This window comes from Bacillus sp. LL01, from assembly GCF_001037965.1.
In genome coordinates this window covers 83,568-100,779 of sequence record NZ_LFEL01000003.1, presented here as the reverse complement: position 1 = coordinate 100,779, position 17,212 = coordinate 83,568, and the positions used below count along the sequence as shown (strand labels likewise).

The 17,212-nt window shown below is 40.6% G+C and carries 16 protein-coding genes; 3 read left to right on the top strand and 13 right to left on the bottom strand.

Translation table 11 applies throughout. The annotated features are described in order from the left end of the window. Positions 1-450: 450 nt before the first annotated feature. Together AB685_RS10050 and AB685_RS10045 are read right to left on the bottom strand one after the other, a co-directional pair. Positions 451-939, bottom strand: a complete 489-nt coding sequence (locus tag AB685_RS10050) for a methylated-DNA--[protein]-cysteine S-methyltransferase (RefSeq protein ID WP_047970480.1) — start codon at positions 937-939, stop codon at positions 451-453. A gap of 31 nt (positions 940-970) precedes the next feature. Then, positions 971-3,181, bottom strand: a complete 2,211-nt coding sequence (locus AB685_RS10045; protein WP_047970479.1) for a PAS domain-containing sensor histidine kinase — start codon at positions 3,179-3,181, stop codon at positions 971-973. 340 nt (positions 3,182-3,521) lie between these two features. On the opposite strand from AB685_RS10045, the gene AB685_RS10040 reads away from it, so the two are divergent. Then, positions 3,522-5,285, top strand: coding sequence for a B12-binding domain-containing radical SAM protein (locus AB685_RS10040; RefSeq protein ID WP_047970478.1), 1,764 nt, complete (start codon positions 3,522-3,524; stop codon positions 5,283-5,285). A gap of 6 nt (positions 5,286-5,291) precedes the next feature. Here AB685_RS10040 and AB685_RS10035 read toward each other — a convergent pair whose 3' ends face one another. Genes AB685_RS10035 through AB685_RS32365 form a run of 3 tightly spaced genes read right to left on the bottom strand, consistent with a single transcriptional unit; the run spans position 5,292 to position 5,808 of the window. Continuing rightward, positions 5,292-5,471: a hypothetical protein gene (locus AB685_RS10035; RefSeq protein WP_047970477.1), complete on the bottom strand. Its 180-nt coding sequence runs from the start codon at positions 5,469-5,471 to the stop codon at positions 5,292-5,294. 14 nt (positions 5,472-5,485) lie between these two features. Then, a complete protein-coding gene (locus AB685_RS10030; protein ID WP_241773274.1) occupies positions 5,486-5,641 on the bottom strand; it encodes a hypothetical protein in 156 nt (51 codons plus the stop codon). 35 nt (positions 5,642-5,676) lie between these two features. Continuing rightward, entirely contained in the window at positions 5,677-5,808 is a 132-nt protein-coding gene (locus tag AB685_RS32365; RefSeq protein WP_277814280.1) for a hypothetical protein, read from the bottom strand. Positions 5,809-5,892: 84 nt separating this feature from the next. Between AB685_RS32365 and AB685_RS10025 the strand changes: the two genes are divergently transcribed. Next, a complete protein-coding gene (locus AB685_RS10025) occupies positions 5,893-6,240 on the top strand; it encodes a DUF3905 domain-containing protein (protein WP_047970475.1) in 348 nt (115 codons plus the stop codon). Positions 6,241-6,308: 68 nt separating this feature from the next. Here the strand turns inward: AB685_RS10025 and AB685_RS10020 are convergent, their stop codons facing one another. The 6 genes from AB685_RS10020 to AB685_RS09995 all read right to left on the bottom strand — a co-directional run bounded on the left by AB685_RS10020 (position 6,309) and on the right by AB685_RS09995 (position 14,321). Further along, positions 6,309-7,136 carry a carbohydrate ABC transporter permease gene (locus tag AB685_RS10020; protein ID WP_047970474.1) on the bottom strand — a complete coding sequence of 276 codons (828 nt, stop codon included), beginning with the start codon at positions 7,134-7,136 and terminating at the stop codon, positions 6,309-6,311. Between the two features lie 12 nt (positions 7,137-7,148). After that, the gene (locus tag AB685_RS10015) at positions 7,149-8,054 is read right to left on the bottom strand and encodes a sugar ABC transporter permease (protein WP_047970473.1); all 906 of its coding nucleotides are present in this window, start codon (positions 8,052-8,054) and stop codon (positions 7,149-7,151) included. Between the two features lie 187 nt (positions 8,055-8,241). Further along, positions 8,242-9,489: an ABC transporter substrate-binding protein gene (locus AB685_RS10010; RefSeq protein WP_047970472.1), complete on the bottom strand. Its 1,248-nt coding sequence runs from the start codon at positions 9,487-9,489 to the stop codon at positions 8,242-8,244. Positions 9,490-9,536: 47 nt separating this feature from the next. Beyond that, positions 9,537-11,639: an amylo-alpha-1,6-glucosidase gene (locus AB685_RS10005; RefSeq protein WP_047970471.1), complete on the bottom strand. Its 2,103-nt coding sequence runs from the start codon at positions 11,637-11,639 to the stop codon at positions 9,537-9,539. Positions 11,640-11,796: 157 nt separating this feature from the next. Next, positions 11,797-12,798, bottom strand: coding sequence for a LacI family DNA-binding transcriptional regulator (locus AB685_RS10000; RefSeq protein WP_047970470.1), 1,002 nt, complete (start codon positions 12,796-12,798; stop codon positions 11,797-11,799). Between the two features lie 164 nt (positions 12,799-12,962). Next, positions 12,963-14,321, bottom strand: a complete 1,359-nt coding sequence (locus AB685_RS09995; protein WP_047970469.1) for a TrkH family potassium uptake protein — start codon at positions 14,319-14,321, stop codon at positions 12,963-12,965. Between the two features lie 208 nt (positions 14,322-14,529). On the opposite strand from AB685_RS09995, the gene AB685_RS09990 reads away from it, so the two are divergent. Continuing rightward, positions 14,530-14,718: an alpha/beta-type small acid-soluble spore protein gene (locus tag AB685_RS09990; protein WP_047970468.1), complete on the top strand. Its 189-nt coding sequence runs from the start codon at positions 14,530-14,532 to the stop codon at positions 14,716-14,718. 94 nt (positions 14,719-14,812) lie between these two features. On the opposite strand, the gene AB685_RS09985 is transcribed toward AB685_RS09990, so the two are convergent. Next, positions 14,813-15,976, bottom strand: coding sequence for an anti-sigma factor domain-containing protein (locus tag AB685_RS09985; protein ID WP_047970467.1), 1,164 nt, complete (start codon positions 15,974-15,976; stop codon positions 14,813-14,815). Further along, on the bottom strand, positions 15,945-16,727 hold the full coding sequence (sigI, locus tag AB685_RS09980) for an RNA polymerase sigma factor SigI (protein WP_047970466.1): 783 nt from the start codon (positions 16,725-16,727) through the stop codon (positions 15,945-15,947). The genes AB685_RS09985 and sigI overlap by 32 nt, the downstream gene beginning before the upstream one ends. Positions 16,728-17,212: the final 485 nt, after the last annotated feature.

Below are 17,212 nucleotides of genomic sequence, written 5' to 3'. Positions count from 1 at the left end.
ATCTTGTTCACTGATGATATTCAGCTTCGTTAAAACCTCTGTGTAAAAAATGAGTTTATTTGTTTTCCCCACCACTACCATCTCCTGTTTTGCCCTTGAGCAACTTTTTTTGTCTTAGTAAATTATATGAAGGTAAATAAAAGTTGATACTGCTTAACCGAATGAATGCAAAAAAAATACGATAGATTTATAATCTATCGCAGGCTGTTGACAAAGCTTTGAAGATATTTAAAACTGCATCTAGCTGTTGATCTCCGTTCCAGGCGCTTCGCTTTCCGCGGGCGGTCCGGAAGCCTCCTCAGGCTACGCCTTGCGGGGTCTTCCCTGTCCCTTCCTCCCGCAGGAGTCTGCGCGCCTTCCACTGCGATCAACCTGGTTAGTGCATATTCCATAGAATAAAATAAATTTGTCTACACACTGCGATAGATTTATAATCTATCGTACAATTTCCTATGCCAAAATACCTTCTAGTTTCAAAAGTTGTTCTTTCATTCCGATTTTATCCCCTGCATACCCGACAAGGTCTTTATTCTTTCCGATGACACGGTGGCATGGAATGACAATCGGTAATGGATTTCTTCGATTTGCCTGACCGATAGCTCTAACCGCCAATGGCCTGTTAATCTCTTTAGCTATATCCTGGTAACATTTCACTTCGCCATAGGGGATGTTGCTCAATGCTTGCCAGACTTCCATCTGAAAATCTGTCCCCTTCATTTTAAAAGGGACATCAAAGGTGGAACGCTTTCCTAGAAAATACTCTTCCATCTGTTTCGTTACAAGTTTGCATAATGGATGAGCAGCATCAAACACAAACCGTTCTCCTTCCGGATCAAGGACCAGGAAATCATCATTGAATTCAATTCTTACAAGATAATTTGTGTCGCAGATTATATATATTTTACCGATAGGTGTGTCAAGACTATTATAATAGAGCATCTTTTCTTCCCCTTTTTACCGTAGTTTGATATCAATGGCCAGACGGAGAGCCAATAGGAAGCCTGATATCGAAGGTCGTTCCTCTACCGAGCTCGCTGTTCACTTCAATGGTACCATTGTGTTCCTCTACTATTTTATAGCTTACCATAAGCCCAAGCCCCGTACCACGATCCTTCGTCGTATAGAACGGTTCACCAAGTTTCTTTAGCTTGTCCTCCGGTATCCCGATTCCTTCATCCATAATCGAAATAAGCACCTGTTCCCCTTCTACTTTTGAGAGCGATACAGAAACCGTTCCCCCTTTCGGCATCACTTCTATCGCATTTTTAAGTATATTGATAAACACCTGTTTTAATTGATTTGGTTCACAATGAATATCAGGTAATCCTTCTTCAATGGTGGTGACGAATTGGACATTATCCAGTGATGCCTGCGCACTTAATAGGTCCAGCGTTTCCTTCATAATGACTGTTACACTCTTTTTTTGATAGGAGATTGCCTGTGGTTTGGCCAGAACAAGAAATTCGGTAATAATGGACTCTATCCTTTTTAATTCAGAGGTGATGACATCGAAGTACATCCCATACTGGTCTTCTTCCATGCTATTTTGCAACAATTGAATAAAGCCCTTCAATGCCGTCATCGGATTTCTTATTTCATGGGCGATACCTGCAGCCAGTTCCCCAACAACGGTAAGAGTATCCGATTTTCTAAGTTGATCTTCCATTTCCCTTTTTTCGGTGATATTACGGAAAATGGTCATGTGTAGCCCTTCAATGACATTTTTCTTTGCCGAGTATTCGATAATCTGCATTCCTATTTCATCTTCGAGGATAACCTCTCCACTTAGTTCTTCGTTATTTGGACATTCTTTCCATTGCTTTAGCAAATCCTGCAGTTGCTCATGCTTAATATAGTAGTGTAGATAGTTCGCCATTAATTCGTCTTTTGAATGACTCAGGATTTTACTGGCATTCGGATTGGCATCAATGATATTACACCTACTATCCCATAGTATGATTCCATCCATTGTGTTATCGAAAATCTTCCTGAATTTCTGTTCACTTTCCCTTAAATCCTTTTCCATTTTCCTGCGTTCGCTGACGTTCCGGAAAATAATCATATTGTACCCATCAATGATCCCTTTATTGGCTGTAAATTCGAGAAGCTTCTTCTGTCCATTAGGCATATGGAACTCCAGCTCTTCCCTTATTTCCCCCTTGGCTCCAAACTGTTTCACGATGGAAAACACTCTTTTCGTATGTCTTGGAACAAAGCTGTGAAGCTTGGAGTGAATCAGCTCATCCAACGGAAGTTCGAATGCTCTGCTGGCTGCCGGGTTTGCCCTCATGATTTTTCCGTTATTATCAACTAGTACTATCGCATCTAAGGCATGTTGAAACATCTCTCTGAATCTTTCCTCGCTCTTCTGAAGCTGAAGCTCCATGTTTCGCTTTTCCGTCACATCCCTCATAATCGCAAGGTAATAGTCATCATAAATGTTCGCTGTAATCGTCACCTCGAAAGTCTTACGCTCGCCAGTCTGAAGAATGACCGGTAACTCCCCTCTCACTCTTCCATGATTATCAAGTAAATCCCAGATTTTCTTCATCTTGTATTGAAAATCTTCCTCTACAAAGTCATCGAGTTTAGATTGAAGAAGGTCAAGTTTCGGCATGGCAAAGTTTGAACAGAAGGCAGGGTTTACGTCAATAAAATATCCCTCCCTATCAAACACAACAATGCCATCCACCGCTCTGTTAATAACATCATGATACATCTGCTTGCTTTTGTTCGACTCTTTCTCCAGCATCTTCCTGGCCGTTATATCACGGATGATGCATATGTCCAATCCACTTTCATCTGGATTTCTCACTGCCGAATATTCCACAAATTTTATTGCTCCATTGTCCAGACGAACAATCAATTCGTTTTCCAATTCCCCGAATTCATCCAATTGGGCTTCTTGAAGTTCCACTTCCTCTTTGGACATCAAATCAAGGAAATCATGCAATTTTCTTTTCAACAGGTCCTCCCTTGACAATTCAAATAGCTCGCAAGCCTTTGGGTTCACCTGGAAAAATTCCAAGTTTTCATTGAATAATATGATGGCATCATTGGCATGTTCAAATGTAAGCTGCAGAAATCGGTTTTCCTTTTCAAGCGTTTTAAGTTTTTTCGTCAGAGTTTCTATTTCTGCCTCCAACTTTTTGGTTTCTTCCTTTACCATGTGTTGGATCATAATCTTCCCCCACTTATCGTTTATTTTCCATTAGTCTTTATGTCTAGTTAACTACATTATCTATCTGCAATATTTATTATTTGTGATTAAAACGTACTTCTGCTAGTTGTTAAAATTCTACGTTTCCCATCTAAAATCCTTTCTTCTACATTTAAAGCAATAAAAAAGTCATTTCAGAAATCTTATTGTAATATTTACTACTTTCCTGTAGATAATGGAGGATGGAGGAAAGTTTTACAAGGCGCATAAAAAACCAGAGAATTCATTACTCCTCCCTATCAATTATGATAAACTGTATTGGTTATAGAATTTTTATCACTAGGAGTTTGATGGATTTATCATGAAAATAATTGCGACAACTTTAAATGCAAAATATATCCACACCAATCTTGCCATCCGTTACTTAAAAGCATATGCGGAGCCAGAATACACAGTAGATATAGTCGAATTTACCATTAAAGATCCGGTCATGAATATCGTGTCGGACTTGATTCAAAGAAAACCTGATGTTATTGGATTCAGTTGTTATATATGGAATATAGAAGAAACAATAAAAGTCATGAGCATGTTAAAAAAAATCAACCCTAATCTGATACTTGTACTTGGTGGTCCGGAAGTGACATACGATGTGTCCGAATGGCTCGACCGTTTAACAGACGTTGACTTCATCGTGCTTGGAGAAGGGGAAATTACTTTCAAGCAACTTCTACATGAGCTTGAAGGCGAGCGAAACTTCTCTTCCATTAGCGGCTTGGCTTATCGGGAAGAAAACGAAAAGAAAATATCTCCTCAACGCAACAAAGTGGACTTGAAGGAGCTTCCTTCCCCTTACCGCTTTGAAGAAGACCTGTCAGAGTTGGGAAAAAGAGTTACTTACTTTGAAACGAGCAGGGGCTGTCCGTTCAGCTGTCAATTCTGCCTCTCTTCTATTGAAGTGGGTGTACGATATTTTGACCGAGAAAAAGTAAAAGAGGATATTCGCTTCCTGATGAAAAATGGAGCCAAGACCATCAAATTTGTGGACCGCACCTTCAACATCAGCCGCAGCTATGCAATGGAAATGTTCCGCTTCCTTATTGATGAGCATCTGCCAGGGACAGTCTTCCAATTTGAAATCACAGCTGACATCATGCGGCCGGAAGTTATTGAGTTTTTGAACCAGGAGGCACCTGCCGGCTTGTTCCGATTTGAAATTGGTGTACAATCAACCAACGACGAAACAAACGAGCTTGTGATGAGGAAACAGAATTTCTCCAAACTTTCCCGTACTGTAACCATGGTAAAAGAAGGCGGAAAGATTGATCAGCATCTTGATTTGATTGCAGGATTACCGGAAGAGGATTACCACTCTTTCAAAAAAACCTTCAATGACGTATTCGCACTCCGTCCAGAGGAACTGCAGCTCGGTTTCTTGAAAATGCTTCGTGGAACCGGCCTTAGAATCCGATCCAGTGAGCATAATTACATTTACATGGATCACGCTCCCTATGAGATATTGGGCAATAACCTCCTAAGCTTCGATGATATTATTCGTATCAAGCAAGTTGAGGATGTACTTGAGAAGTATTGGAACGACCATAGAATGGACGCCACCGTCGAGCATCTTGTTACAGATGTATTTAATACGCCATTCGATTTCTTCCAGGATTTCGGTTCTTATTGGGACAAACAAGGCTGGTCCAGAATCGGCCATCAGCTGGAAGATCTCTACAGGCGTCTTTATGCCTTCTTATTAGAAGTGAATAAGACCGCTATAGATGTCGTTGAAGGTATGATGAAATATGATTACTTACGACACCAGAAGTTCAAGCCCCGGAAACCATGGTGGCAGGATCGTCTTGAAAAAGACATCAGAAACAACATCTATAAACAAGTTTTGGATACACCAGTTTTATTGGGTGAAGAATTCGCTTCTCTACAATTAAACGAAAAAGAGCTATACAAACATACCATGATTGAATCCATCAATTTTGATTTGAGTCTTTACCTAGAAAAAGGTCAAATCATTAAAAAAGAATGCTTTGTGTTGGTGTATTTCAACCAAACCACAAACAAAACGATGATGTTTCCTATCGCATCAGAAGCAAGAAAAACTGCCAGCTGAATTCAGCTAGCAGTTTTTCTTTTGGTTTTTATTGTTCTTCTTATTGTTGGCTTCAATGGCATTTTCAAAAGCTTTCGCTGCATTGGGGTCCCCGAATTCCGGACCGAATTCCTCATTCAAGCTGTCACGTGAAATCGCATGCTCCTCTTTGTGTGCCTGCTTTTGCTTTTTCTTTTTTGAATCCATTCGCAAATCCCCCTCTACTTTCCTTGTCGACCTTTTTTAGAATTGCGGTTTGCACCGCGAATCATATCCTCTTGTTGATATTCAGCAGAAAACTCCGTATCCGGCAAGCTTTCCTTTGGTGTTTTATTATTATTCTGCGCTGCATCATGCGCAACTTTTCTCTTAGCCAATGCGATCACCCCCGTGTTAATAGGTTGCCCCTTTGTCATTTTTCACATTCTTCATATGCAATTAAAACAATTTCCTCCCCAATTTCTTCGCGCAATTTTTGCTCATACTTCGTGATCTGTTCTAACTTGTCCTGTGAAAGGTCTGCAATCTCAAATTTCTCCGCCACTTGATTCTTCCTCCTTTTTCTTGGTACATACTTATTTATTTTAAAGAAATGCTAAAACTATACATTCTATGGAGGTGAAATTGTATGAAAGATAAGGATGACTCACTCGAATTGCCTTATATGGAGGAGACAATGCCGCATCAGGTTAATTCAACTTCCTTCAAAGGCTCCAACATGAAAATGCAGCCACCATTTGTCAACGAACACGGAATTGTCATCGGGGATAGCAAATACAATTCGGAGGAATCGCCATTAAATAATTGGAGCGAAGACGTTGATCCCGCCGTCATGGCAGGCGACCAATGGGTGCATCCGACAAATGATATCGGATGGAATTCATCTGAAAACCGTGACCTTGTAGAAAAATCCAAAAAGCCACAGGGAATTCCCTTTACACACCCAGATAAAGATGTGAGTTACGGCAGAGATTGAAGAATCAAAAAAAATTCCTTTGGGGGGTCAGACCCCCAAAGGAATTTCCGCTCTAACGTCGAATTGTTTTATTTTCCACCAGTAAAGGAGATTCCTTTAATGAAGTAACGGTTAAAGAAGCCGTAGATGAGCAGTACTGGCAGGGTGAAGACCATGGATGCGGCCATGATATAGTTCCAGTAGCTGATGTATTGGCCTTTAAATGTGTTCAATCCGAGTGGTAATGTGAACATCGATGGATCCGACAGAATAATCAAAGGACGCATAAAGTCGTTCCAGAAGCCCATGAATACGAATATCGCTTGGGCAGCAAGTGCCGGTTTCGCCAAAGGAATCACTATCTTAAAGAAAGTGCCGAATCTGCTCAGTCCGTCCATTTCCGCCGCTTCTTCCAGTTCTTTTGGGAAATTGATGAAGAATTGTCTCATCATGAAGATGAAAGTTGCATTGATCATTGCAGGTACAATCATCCCTTGATAGGAATTCAACCAACCTAATTCACGAAGAATCAAGTAGTTAGGAATCATCGTTACTTGGGCAGGAATCATCAATACCGCAAGTATAATGATAAACAGCGTTTTACGTCCAGGAAAGCTGAGTCTTGCCAGAGCATATCCTGCCATTGAATTGAATAACAGGTTCAAAGATGTACCCGCCAACCCAATAATCAAGCTGTTCAACAGCCAACGAGGGAACAGCTCCTGTTCTAAGAAGATCTGTTTATAGTTATCAAATGTGAAATTTCTCGGTATGAAATTGATCGTCCCACTGACGATCTCCTCTAGCGTTTTAAAGGAAGAAGAGACTGCCCATATAAAGGGAACAAGTGTAATAACCGCATATAGAACGAGAATCCCATACAAAAATGCTTTTCCGATGCTAAGCTTCTTTTTCATGACACAGCCCCCTTAATATAGAGATTCTTCTTTGGAAAATTTACGTTGCAATAATGTCGCTACTAGTATTACGAGGGATAGCATAACAGCAATAGCTGCGGCATAACCCATGGTCCCAAGACTCTTAAATGCATATTGGTAAATCAATAATACAACTGTCAATGTAGAGTTATCCGGTCCACCTGATCCCCCTGAGAAAATAAAGGACTGGTCAAAGAGCTGGAAAGTCCCGATCAGGCCCATAATGACAACAAAGGATGTCACCGGCCGTAAGTTTGGAACTGTAATGTAGATGAATTTCTTGAACGCGTTGGCTCCATCAAGTTCTGCCGCTTCGTATAAAGATTCAGGAATATCCTGGAGGGCAGCAAGATAAATAACCATAAAGAATGGTGCCGTAGCCCAAATATTCATAATCATGATTGCTATTAATGCTACACTTGGATCCCCTATCCAATTATAGGTAGGTAGTCCGACCGTAGATAAAATTTCATTCACTAGTCCATTCTGATTGTACATCCACATAAAAATCAAAGTTAATACTGCAGAGGATGTCAGTGTCGGAAGGAAATAGACGATACGGAAGATGCTTTGCCCTTTCAAGCCCGCGTTTAACGTTGCAGCCAGAATGAGTGCAAGCAATGTCTGAATTGGAACTACTATAATGACATATTTGAATGTATTCCAAAGCGCACGTATTGCCCGGCCATCATCCGATATATTCGTAAAATTGCTTAATCCTACAAATTCATATGTTGCCGTACCTAATAGCTGTACCTTATGGAAAGATAAGAAAAATGCATAGATAATCGGGCCGATAATGAATAATGCAAGTACGAAAATCGTTGGGGCCATAAAAGAATAGCCTTGTGTAGCCTCGCGTAATGACCGCTTTGAATAGGTACGTTTTTTCTTCATTTTCTTCACTCCTTTTCCCTTCCAAGAGTTCTATTTATCTACATGAACTCTTTCTAAAGAAGAAAAACCATGCATTTCCTCTTCACAAAGAAAGCAGTAGCGACTCCACAAGTTAAGTGCCTGACTGCCCGTCTAACCAAGACGGACAGAACGGCACATGGGAGTCCAATCAAACTTCTAGCAACAATTACTCGCCAATTTCTCTGTTTGCTTGTTCTTCCGCTTCTTTCAACGCTTCATCCAGCGGGCGCTGTCCTAGGAAGGCAGAAACAAATTGGTTGTTAAAATTATTCATGATTGTTGGTAAATTCACACCATTAGCCCAAACCGTTGCGTAAGATGCACCAGAAACAAGAGCTGCACGTTTTTCATCCTGATCAAAGCCAAGTTTTTCTGCTACAGACTTCCTTGTCGGCAACGCAAACCCCTTGGACGTCCAGATTTCCATACCTTCCGGACCAGTCAGGAATTCAATTAACTTCCAGGACGCTTCTTTTTTCTCGGATCCTGCATTCATAACGTAGGAAACTGTATAAGCCATAGTGGATTGCTCGCCATTGACAGTCGGAAGTTCCGCCGTTCCATAATCGACATTAGGGAATGTATCTTCAAGAAAAGGGATTACCCAGTTCCCCTCGATTACCATCGCCGCTTTTTCCTGTCCGAACATTTCTCCACCCCAGTTTGCCCCTACATCAGTGGCTTGGGCTGCTGTTTTATCTTCATTACGTTGGTCGATAATCGGCTGTAAGGCTTCAATAACTTTGTCATCCCCAAAGTTCGCTTTATCATCCTTCACCACTTCTCCACCAAGTGATTCTGCAATATAGTACATCCTTGCAAGTTCAGGTGCCACGCCAAGACCTACTACCCCGTCTTTCGTTAACTCCTTGGATACTTCACGAACTTCATCCCATGTAGTTGGCACTTCTACACCGGCCTCTTCGAACATCTTCTTATTATAAAATAAAGCCAGGGTGGAGTAGTCTTTCGGGAATCCATATGTTACTCCATCCTTTTGAAAAGCTTCCAAAAGCGGTTGTTCAAAATCCTCTACATCAAATTTGTCAGTCACATAATCATCAAGTGGCTCAAGCACCCCTGTTTCAATAAGTGCAGGGGCTTCAAAAGCATCCAAATAGAAGACATCCGGTGCTTCTCCACCAATAAGACGTGTTTTCATAACATCCATATACTGATCAGAAATTACTTCATGTTTAACTTTAATATTCGGATTTTCTTCTTCAAAAGCATCCAAAGCTTCCTTGAGAAGACGTGTTTCAGAGGGATTCCCACCCCATCCGGCAAGAGTGATTTCCACAGAATCACCGGAACCATCCGAAGAACCGCTGCTTCCACCGCTACAACCTGATAACACTCCCCCAACAAGCATTGTCGTGACACCTAATGCAGCCAACCATTTTTTTGCTTTCATCTTATTACCCCTCTTCCTATTTTTATATAGTAGCTCCACTGGAAAACCTAATATTGCACTACTTCATAACCTGTTGTGTTTTCCTTAATGTTAAGCTCCACACTTCCATGTGCATTTCTTACAGCAGTTACCGATAAATGACCCTCACCAATTTTAACTTTCTCCACTTCCAATAGGTTCATCCCATTTGGTAATACCGGCGACAATACTATCTTTTTCTCTAGTGCATCCGGGAAAAGACCAAGAATTGATTGAACAAATACAAGTGATGTCCCTGCCGCCCAAGCCTGTGGTGAGCATGCAACAGGGTACTTGACCGCTTTTCCTACAGAATGATCGTAACCACAGAACAGCTCTGGCAACCGATCATATTCGAAGTGGGATGCCGCTTCAATAAGTCCTTCGATTACTACGTTTGCTGCTTCCTGCTCCTTGATTTTTGACATTCCAAGCAATACCATGCTGTTGTCGTGCGGCCAGATACTGCCATCATGATAACTCATCGGATTATAACCCGCTTCCTCAGTTCCCATCGTACGAATACCAAAGCCAGAGAACATTTTAGGAGAAATAAGTGTTTCAATGACCGCTTTTGCTTTTTCCTCATCCAACATTTCGGAGAAAAGTACATGTCCAGGATTGGATGTAATGGTTCCAACTTGCTGTTTATCGCGGTCCAAAGCAATTGCATAGTAATTGACATCATCCATCCAGAACGCTTCATCATATTTGATCTTCAGCTTTTGGCTTTGGTCTCTTAATGCTTCCGCCTTCTCTTTATTACCAAGCTTGTCAAAGATCGAAGCCAAGCCCATTTTCGCTTGGAACACATAGCCCTGTACTTCTGAAAGGGCAATAGGGGTGGTAGCATAATCACCATTGCGATGAACGATTGAGTCGCCAGAATCCTTCCACCCTTGGTTGGCGATACCTTTACTCGCTTCCTGGTGATATTCCACAAATAAGTCTCCATCTCTATCCCCATACTGGTCTATCCAGGTTAATGCCGCTTCGATATTTGATTCCAAATCCTTTACCACTTTAAGGTCTCCAGTCCATTTCACATACTCTGTCAAAAGGATCAAGAAAAGGGGAGTTGCATCGATTGTTCCGTAATATGGAGTGAACGGGATCTGCTCGGTAGTCGAAAGTTCCCCAAAACGAATCTCATGCATTATTTTCCCCGGTTGTTCATCTCGCCATGGATCCACTTGCGCTCCTTGTTTGCTTGCCATGGTGTAAAGAGTTCCTTTGGCCACTTCCGGCTGAAAGGCTAGCATCTGAAGTGCTGCAATCAGACTATCTCTTCCAAAAGGAACTCCAAACCAAGGCAATCCTGCCACAGGGAACTTGCCGTATCCAAGATCGGTCAATAACACTCGTAAGTCCCCTAATCCTCGGTCCACCAAACGTTGTAAAGGGAGACAATCCGTTTTCACCTTTGTTATATCCTTATTCCAGCCTTCGTAGGAGTTCTTTAACTTCTCCAAAGCGTCAGGTGCGGAAAGAAGATTAGCTGCCACTTGCTCGCCATGCTGCGGTTGTACCTTTAACGTGATTGACTGCTCTTCTTCATGCCCCAACTCAAAATGGAATTGAACAGCACCAGATTCGGAATCAGTTGATTTTGCTTCCATGTCCCATTCAATATACGTTCGGCGTGCAAGATTATCTGCTCCTTCGTAATGGAACGTCAACGACTTTCCATCCACTGTCTGGCCGGACCTTTTGCCAATATCCCCGTTCTGGAAACCGCGGACGATGAACATATCCGCAAAATCCACATCCATGTGAACACTTAAATCAAAGCTCACATTTTTGGGAAAATAATTTTTAACTTTCAACGTCTCATAGAAAACATCATTATAGATGAAGCGGGTACGTTTAATCTCTACTGACTCCCTCCATAAAATAAGCTTTCCGTCTTTTTCCATGTGTGGGTTGGTCATTAAAATGGTCGCCATGTAGTTTTCTGCCGCATCTGAGTGCAGGAGGATTGGCTCTTCTCCATTGATTTTTACATCTAATTTGCTTAAGAAACGGGTGTCCTTTGTGTATAACCCCAGCCCATAAGAATGATTTTCCGGGATATCCCCATTTTGATCAGTAAGCAAAAATAAATCATTCTCTTTTATCACTCTGTAATCCATTGTTGTACCTCCTAGGCTATAATGAATCCGAAACGTTTTGGTTTATAGCTTTAATAACATTTCACCTGTTAAAAAGTTGCGCCTTTTCGAAACTGCACTTTTTTCCAAAACGTTTCGGATTTTCTAGTTGTAAAAAAGCACTTGAATAGTGCCCATTTTATGTTGACTCTCTTAGGATGAGTTTCGTATCAATAATTTTTGCATGAGATTGTTCTTTACCTTCCAACATGTCGATAAGAAGAACTGCCGCTTCATATCCCAAATTAAATTTGTCCTGACGGATCGTTGACAAACTTGGATTAGAATAGGACGCCAGCATAATGTCGTCATACCCAATCACTGCAATATCTTTTGGTACTTTCTTCCCGATTGCCTTTATTGCCCTCAGAACACCTAACGCCATCAGATCACTTGCACAGAAAACAGCTGTAATCTCAGGATTGTCAGTCAGAAGCTTCGCTGCTACTTCTTCCGCCACTTTCTCCTTGAACTCACCGTTTCGTATCCAATCTTGACGGTATGGCAGCTCCTCCTCATTGAGAGCTTCAAAATACCCTTGCAAACGCCTCATACTCACATCCGCTTTCTCATGCCCGTTAATCATGGCGATATTGGAATGTCCACGTTCTATCAAGTGAGCGACCGCTTTTTTTGCACCTTCCACATTGTCGGTCGTAACATAGCCGACAGTATCGGACTCCTTAGGAATATCCACGAGTACACATGGTATGTCACTTTCCACTACTTCCTGCAAATAAGGATCATCCATCTTGATCCCCTGTAAAATCACCCCATCCACTCGCCTTTCCCTACAAAGCTGGGTGTATGTCTTTTGACTCTGTTTGGTGGATGTAGTGCTGAAAAGTACCAGATCGTAGTCGGAATTGGCCGAAGCTTCATTGATTCCACAGAGAACTTCGAACGTGAAATTATCCTTTACCCCTTCCCTGTTCATATCAGAAACAAGGAGTCCAATCGTTTTTGACTTTTTCATCACAAGGCTTCTGGCAACCGAGTTGGGACTGTAATTTAACTCCTTAGCTACATCTTCAATCCTTTTTTTCGTCTTTTGATTTACATCAGAATAACCGTTTAGTGCTCTTGAAACAGTTGTGACAGAAACACCAGCCACCCTTGCTATATCTTTAATTGTCGTCATGGTATTCCTCCCAAAACGTTTCGGATAACTTATTACAAGAAGATTAACATGAACTTGTAAGCGATTGCAATATATTTTGTAAAAATTCTTTATATTTACACAAAAAATATCCCAAAAATAAAAAGAGAGACCTAAACAGTCTCTCCTTCATCATTATTCAAATGCTACCCAATAATAACTCGCTCAACAGGATAATGGTATTTAGGCGGTTTATGCTTACTCTCAAGAATGAACAGGAAAGTCAATAGCCCTACCCTACCAATGAACATCAAACATATGATAATCAACTTTCCAATACTGGAAAGATCCGGCGTAATTCCCATCGACAAGCCGGTTGTTCCAAAGGCAGAACAAACTTCAAAAATAATCTTAATCAATTCAAATTCCTCTGTCACACTGAGAATTATAATGGATGAAAAACAAATGAGGATTGCCAGTAATAATACAACCAGCGATTTAATAATGTCTTCCTCATGGATTTCCCGCCCAAACAATTTGATGTTTTTATGTCCTCTCGCAAAATGAAAGAGAAAGAGAATATTCAGGGCAAAAGTCGTGGTTCTAATTCCCCCGCCGACAGAACTAGGAGATGCCCCGATGAACATCAATCCGCACATCACTAGTAATGTGGGCATGGTAAATTCGCTGACATCCATCGTTGAAAGTCCACCACTCCTTGTGGTCACGGACTGGAACATCGCATAGAAAAGGGATTCATGCCATGTCATCCCTTTAAAATAAGAATTGAATTCCAAAATGAGAATAGCCACTGTTCCAAGTGTAATTAAACAAGCAAACGTGATGCTTGTAATTTTTGTGAATAAAGAAAAGCGGAAGCGTCCTTTCTTATTCACAATAAACTCCTTGACTTCAACCAAAACCGGAAACCCTATCGCTCCAGCCGTTATTAAAATCATCACGATAAATTGTACAAAATAATCGTTCGCGAATGGTACCAGGGATTGACCTGTAATGTCAAAACCTCCATTTGTTGTCGCACTTACAGATGCAAAAAAACCATGGAAGAAGGCTTCCTGCCATGTATCGTAGTAGGAGAGAAAATGGGTACCCAAAATTAGTGCGCCAAGTAATTCAATTGTAAGTATCAATACCAAAATCTGTTTGATTAATTTTACAATGCCCGAAAGATTGGACTGGTTCTGGTCAATCATCATCAGCCTTCTCTCTCGAAGTCCGATTTTCCTTCCAAGGAGCAGCCAGATAAATGTCCCAACGGCCATTACACCTACCCCGCCAAATTGGAGTACAAAAGCCAGAATGAAAACTCCCGGAACAGTAAAGGTTTCTGCTGTATTGACTACAGTCAATCCTGTCACACTCACCGCACTAACAGCGGTAAAAAGAGCGTTAATAAAGCTCCAATCAACTCCTTCAAATCTTGCAGCAGGTAAGCTCAGCAAGGATACCGCCACCAAAACAGCAATAAAGTAGAAGCTGACGATGAGCTGAGCAGGAGATAAATTATGTACTGTCTTGCTAAATGAACTTTTTAATTTTATCATAATTGCCCTTTCAGATACCCATGAATTTCGTACGCCCCCTTTAAAAGGAGGGAATTGCCAGGGTTTATTAATCCCCACTAATATTACAGTATTTGTCTAATACTTTCCAGTATGGATTACAAAGAAAATCTCATACTAACTTTACAGCTTTAATAAGAAAGTACTGACAACTTCCTTTTAGAGTTGAACTAGAAAAGGAGTGATAGGAATGGCACGTAGTAATAAATTGCTAGTACCTGGAATCGAGCAGGCTCTCGACCAAATCAAATATGAAATTGCACAGGAATTTGGTGTATCCCTTGGGTCTGATACTGCTGCACGCTCCAATGGTTCTGTTGGTGGAGAAATCACAAAGCGTCTAGTAGCTCAAGCACAATCTCAATTACACGGAAAATAATTCAATATGAATGGATAGAACCCAGAGTATCTAAACTCTGGGTTCCTCTTATGTATAATCATGATGGTATAGTTATTAATAGATGATTGCAGAATCAATGATTCCCTTTTTTATGTTCGTGCTTCTTTTCTTCGCGCTTGTTTTTCCCGTGGGCATTCCCTCTATCATCTTTGTTCTTACCTTTGGCATGGTGGTCCTTTGAGGATTCATTCTTTCTTTCACCTTTGCCATTTTGCTTGTGGTGTTTGTGCTCTTGTCTTTCTTCTTTCTGCCGGGTTTGCTCACCTTTTTTTTCTTGTTTTCGTTGGCTTTGCAATTCTTTTTTCTCTTGTTTGCGATCTTGTTGTAATTCTCTTTTCTTTTCTTTACGAAGTTCTTTTAATTCTTTTCTTTCCTTTATTTCTTCTTTACTCTGCTCTTTATTCTTGCTTCTATCCTCTTGACGCTCTTTCTTTTTTGCCACAACAAAGTCGGGAGGTCCAGCTTTTTCATCTTTCGCGTTGGCGTGCTTGACTTCAAGTGGCTTATGGTTCAGCGGTGCAGAAGGTACTGTTTCCGTTTTGGATGTATCTTCATTATCCACCAGTTCCGTTTTCTTTTCTTTCTGAATGTATTTCCCTGGGGACATTCCCTCTTTTATAGCATCCGAGCGTTCTTGGATGGTGGTTTCGAGAGTTGTAATACTCACCTTATCTTGTTGGACCTTTTCAGAAATGGTCGTAATCTTTGTTTGCATCAATGCTTTCCATCCAATATTATCTTCATTAGTCACGACTGATGCAATCAGCACCTCGCTATTTTCAGTAAGGAAGCCTTTTTGTCGAAAAATATCAAATATTTGGGAGGAAACATTTGCAAGGTCCTTTTTCTCCCAATCCACCAGTTGTTTGATTATATCCTCGCCTTCTTGATTGTAGGCGTCCATGGAGATTACCTCCATGTCTTTATTAACTCCTAGTTCAATACTTGGGTTAACGTCAACCGAAACGTACGCATAAACCTGGTTACTTGCATATTTAGGATACAGAGAGAATGCCAAAATGATGGCTGTCAATACACCGATGACTGCCCACTTTGTACGAAAAACAGAAGTTTTTTTCTGTTCTCTTACAACCTCTGCCCTATGCAAAGGAAAAAAAACGATTTCTTCCCCTAAATCAATTTGCCCCTTTTGTTTTCTTGACTTTAAAAACTCGCCTTCAGGGGTCAGAATGGTGACATGTTCATCATGAACTTCGAGCACAATCCCTTTTTTCACTCGTAATCGCCCCTTTTAAATAATCTTTCAAATATATATAATCCCCCGATAATATAATGGAAACAGCAATAATGTATTTACGGTTGCGCTCTATTGTTTTTCTACTTACATCCACCAGACCTTCCAACTGCTTCATTGGCAGCATCTTCTTTTCGAATAGATGGTTTTTCAGATCCTGGTTCTGGACTAGAGTATGCGCTACTTCTATGGCGTTCTGTCTGGCATCTGCATGTTTAGGAGAGCATTCCAGAAGATCGGCAAAGCTCAAACCGAATTCCATTAACACCGTTTGATAGTATCTTATCTCTTCTCTACGATGCTCCTGATCAATCTGCTTATTGAACTCCTCCACGGACAACGTCGCTTCTATCTTATTGGACGCATAGTCATCCTGATCCACTTCCTGCTCAGACATCGTAACGGTTGAGTTTTTGCTTTCTTTTCTTATATAGTCAATAACTCTACGCTTGATGATCAAATCTGCAAAAGAAATCAAGGAACTCCCTTTTTCTTTGGAGTATTTCTCTATAGCTTCATTAAAAGCGATTAAACCGATACTGAATTCGTCATCCGTTTCACTTATATACCTTTTACACACAGATGACACTGCTTTTGCGATAAAAGGTTTATATTTATTAATAAGATTATTTTGTAGTTGAATGTTGCCAGCTTGTATTTCCAGCACTTCATCTTCAAGAGTCTTCGTGCGTCGTTTGCCAAATTTAAAAAGTAGGCTCAGCACTGGCTTCACCTCTCCCCCTGCTTATATGTATTCCATTTTACAAGTAGTTGTAATTATAAGCATATATTAAGAAGGAGCTTTTTCATCTATAGAAAAAGTCACCTGTCTATATATAAAGGTGTACTTTTATCTATAAAATGTCAATGTAAAAACCTGTTAAGAACTCTCTGGATGTAATATAAAGGTAATATAAGTCACATAATTCCATTGCAAAATTTTCAGAGGTATTTTTTATTGAATTGATATTACAGTTTTCTATACAATCATCGTTCTTTTTTTTCTTTTTCTGCTTCCTCCTTTGCATCCATGATCAAATATCATCGACTAGTCATTTAAATGTTACGTGAATGTTTCATTTTTTTCGGGGGCGAGTCAAAAAATATTTTTATAATACTTCGAAATACCTAATAAATTTAACTTCTAGTGCTTTTGTTCAGGGATACTTCCAAAAAGAAGTTTCACATGATATTTATTCCACAGTCTGTGTAACTCCT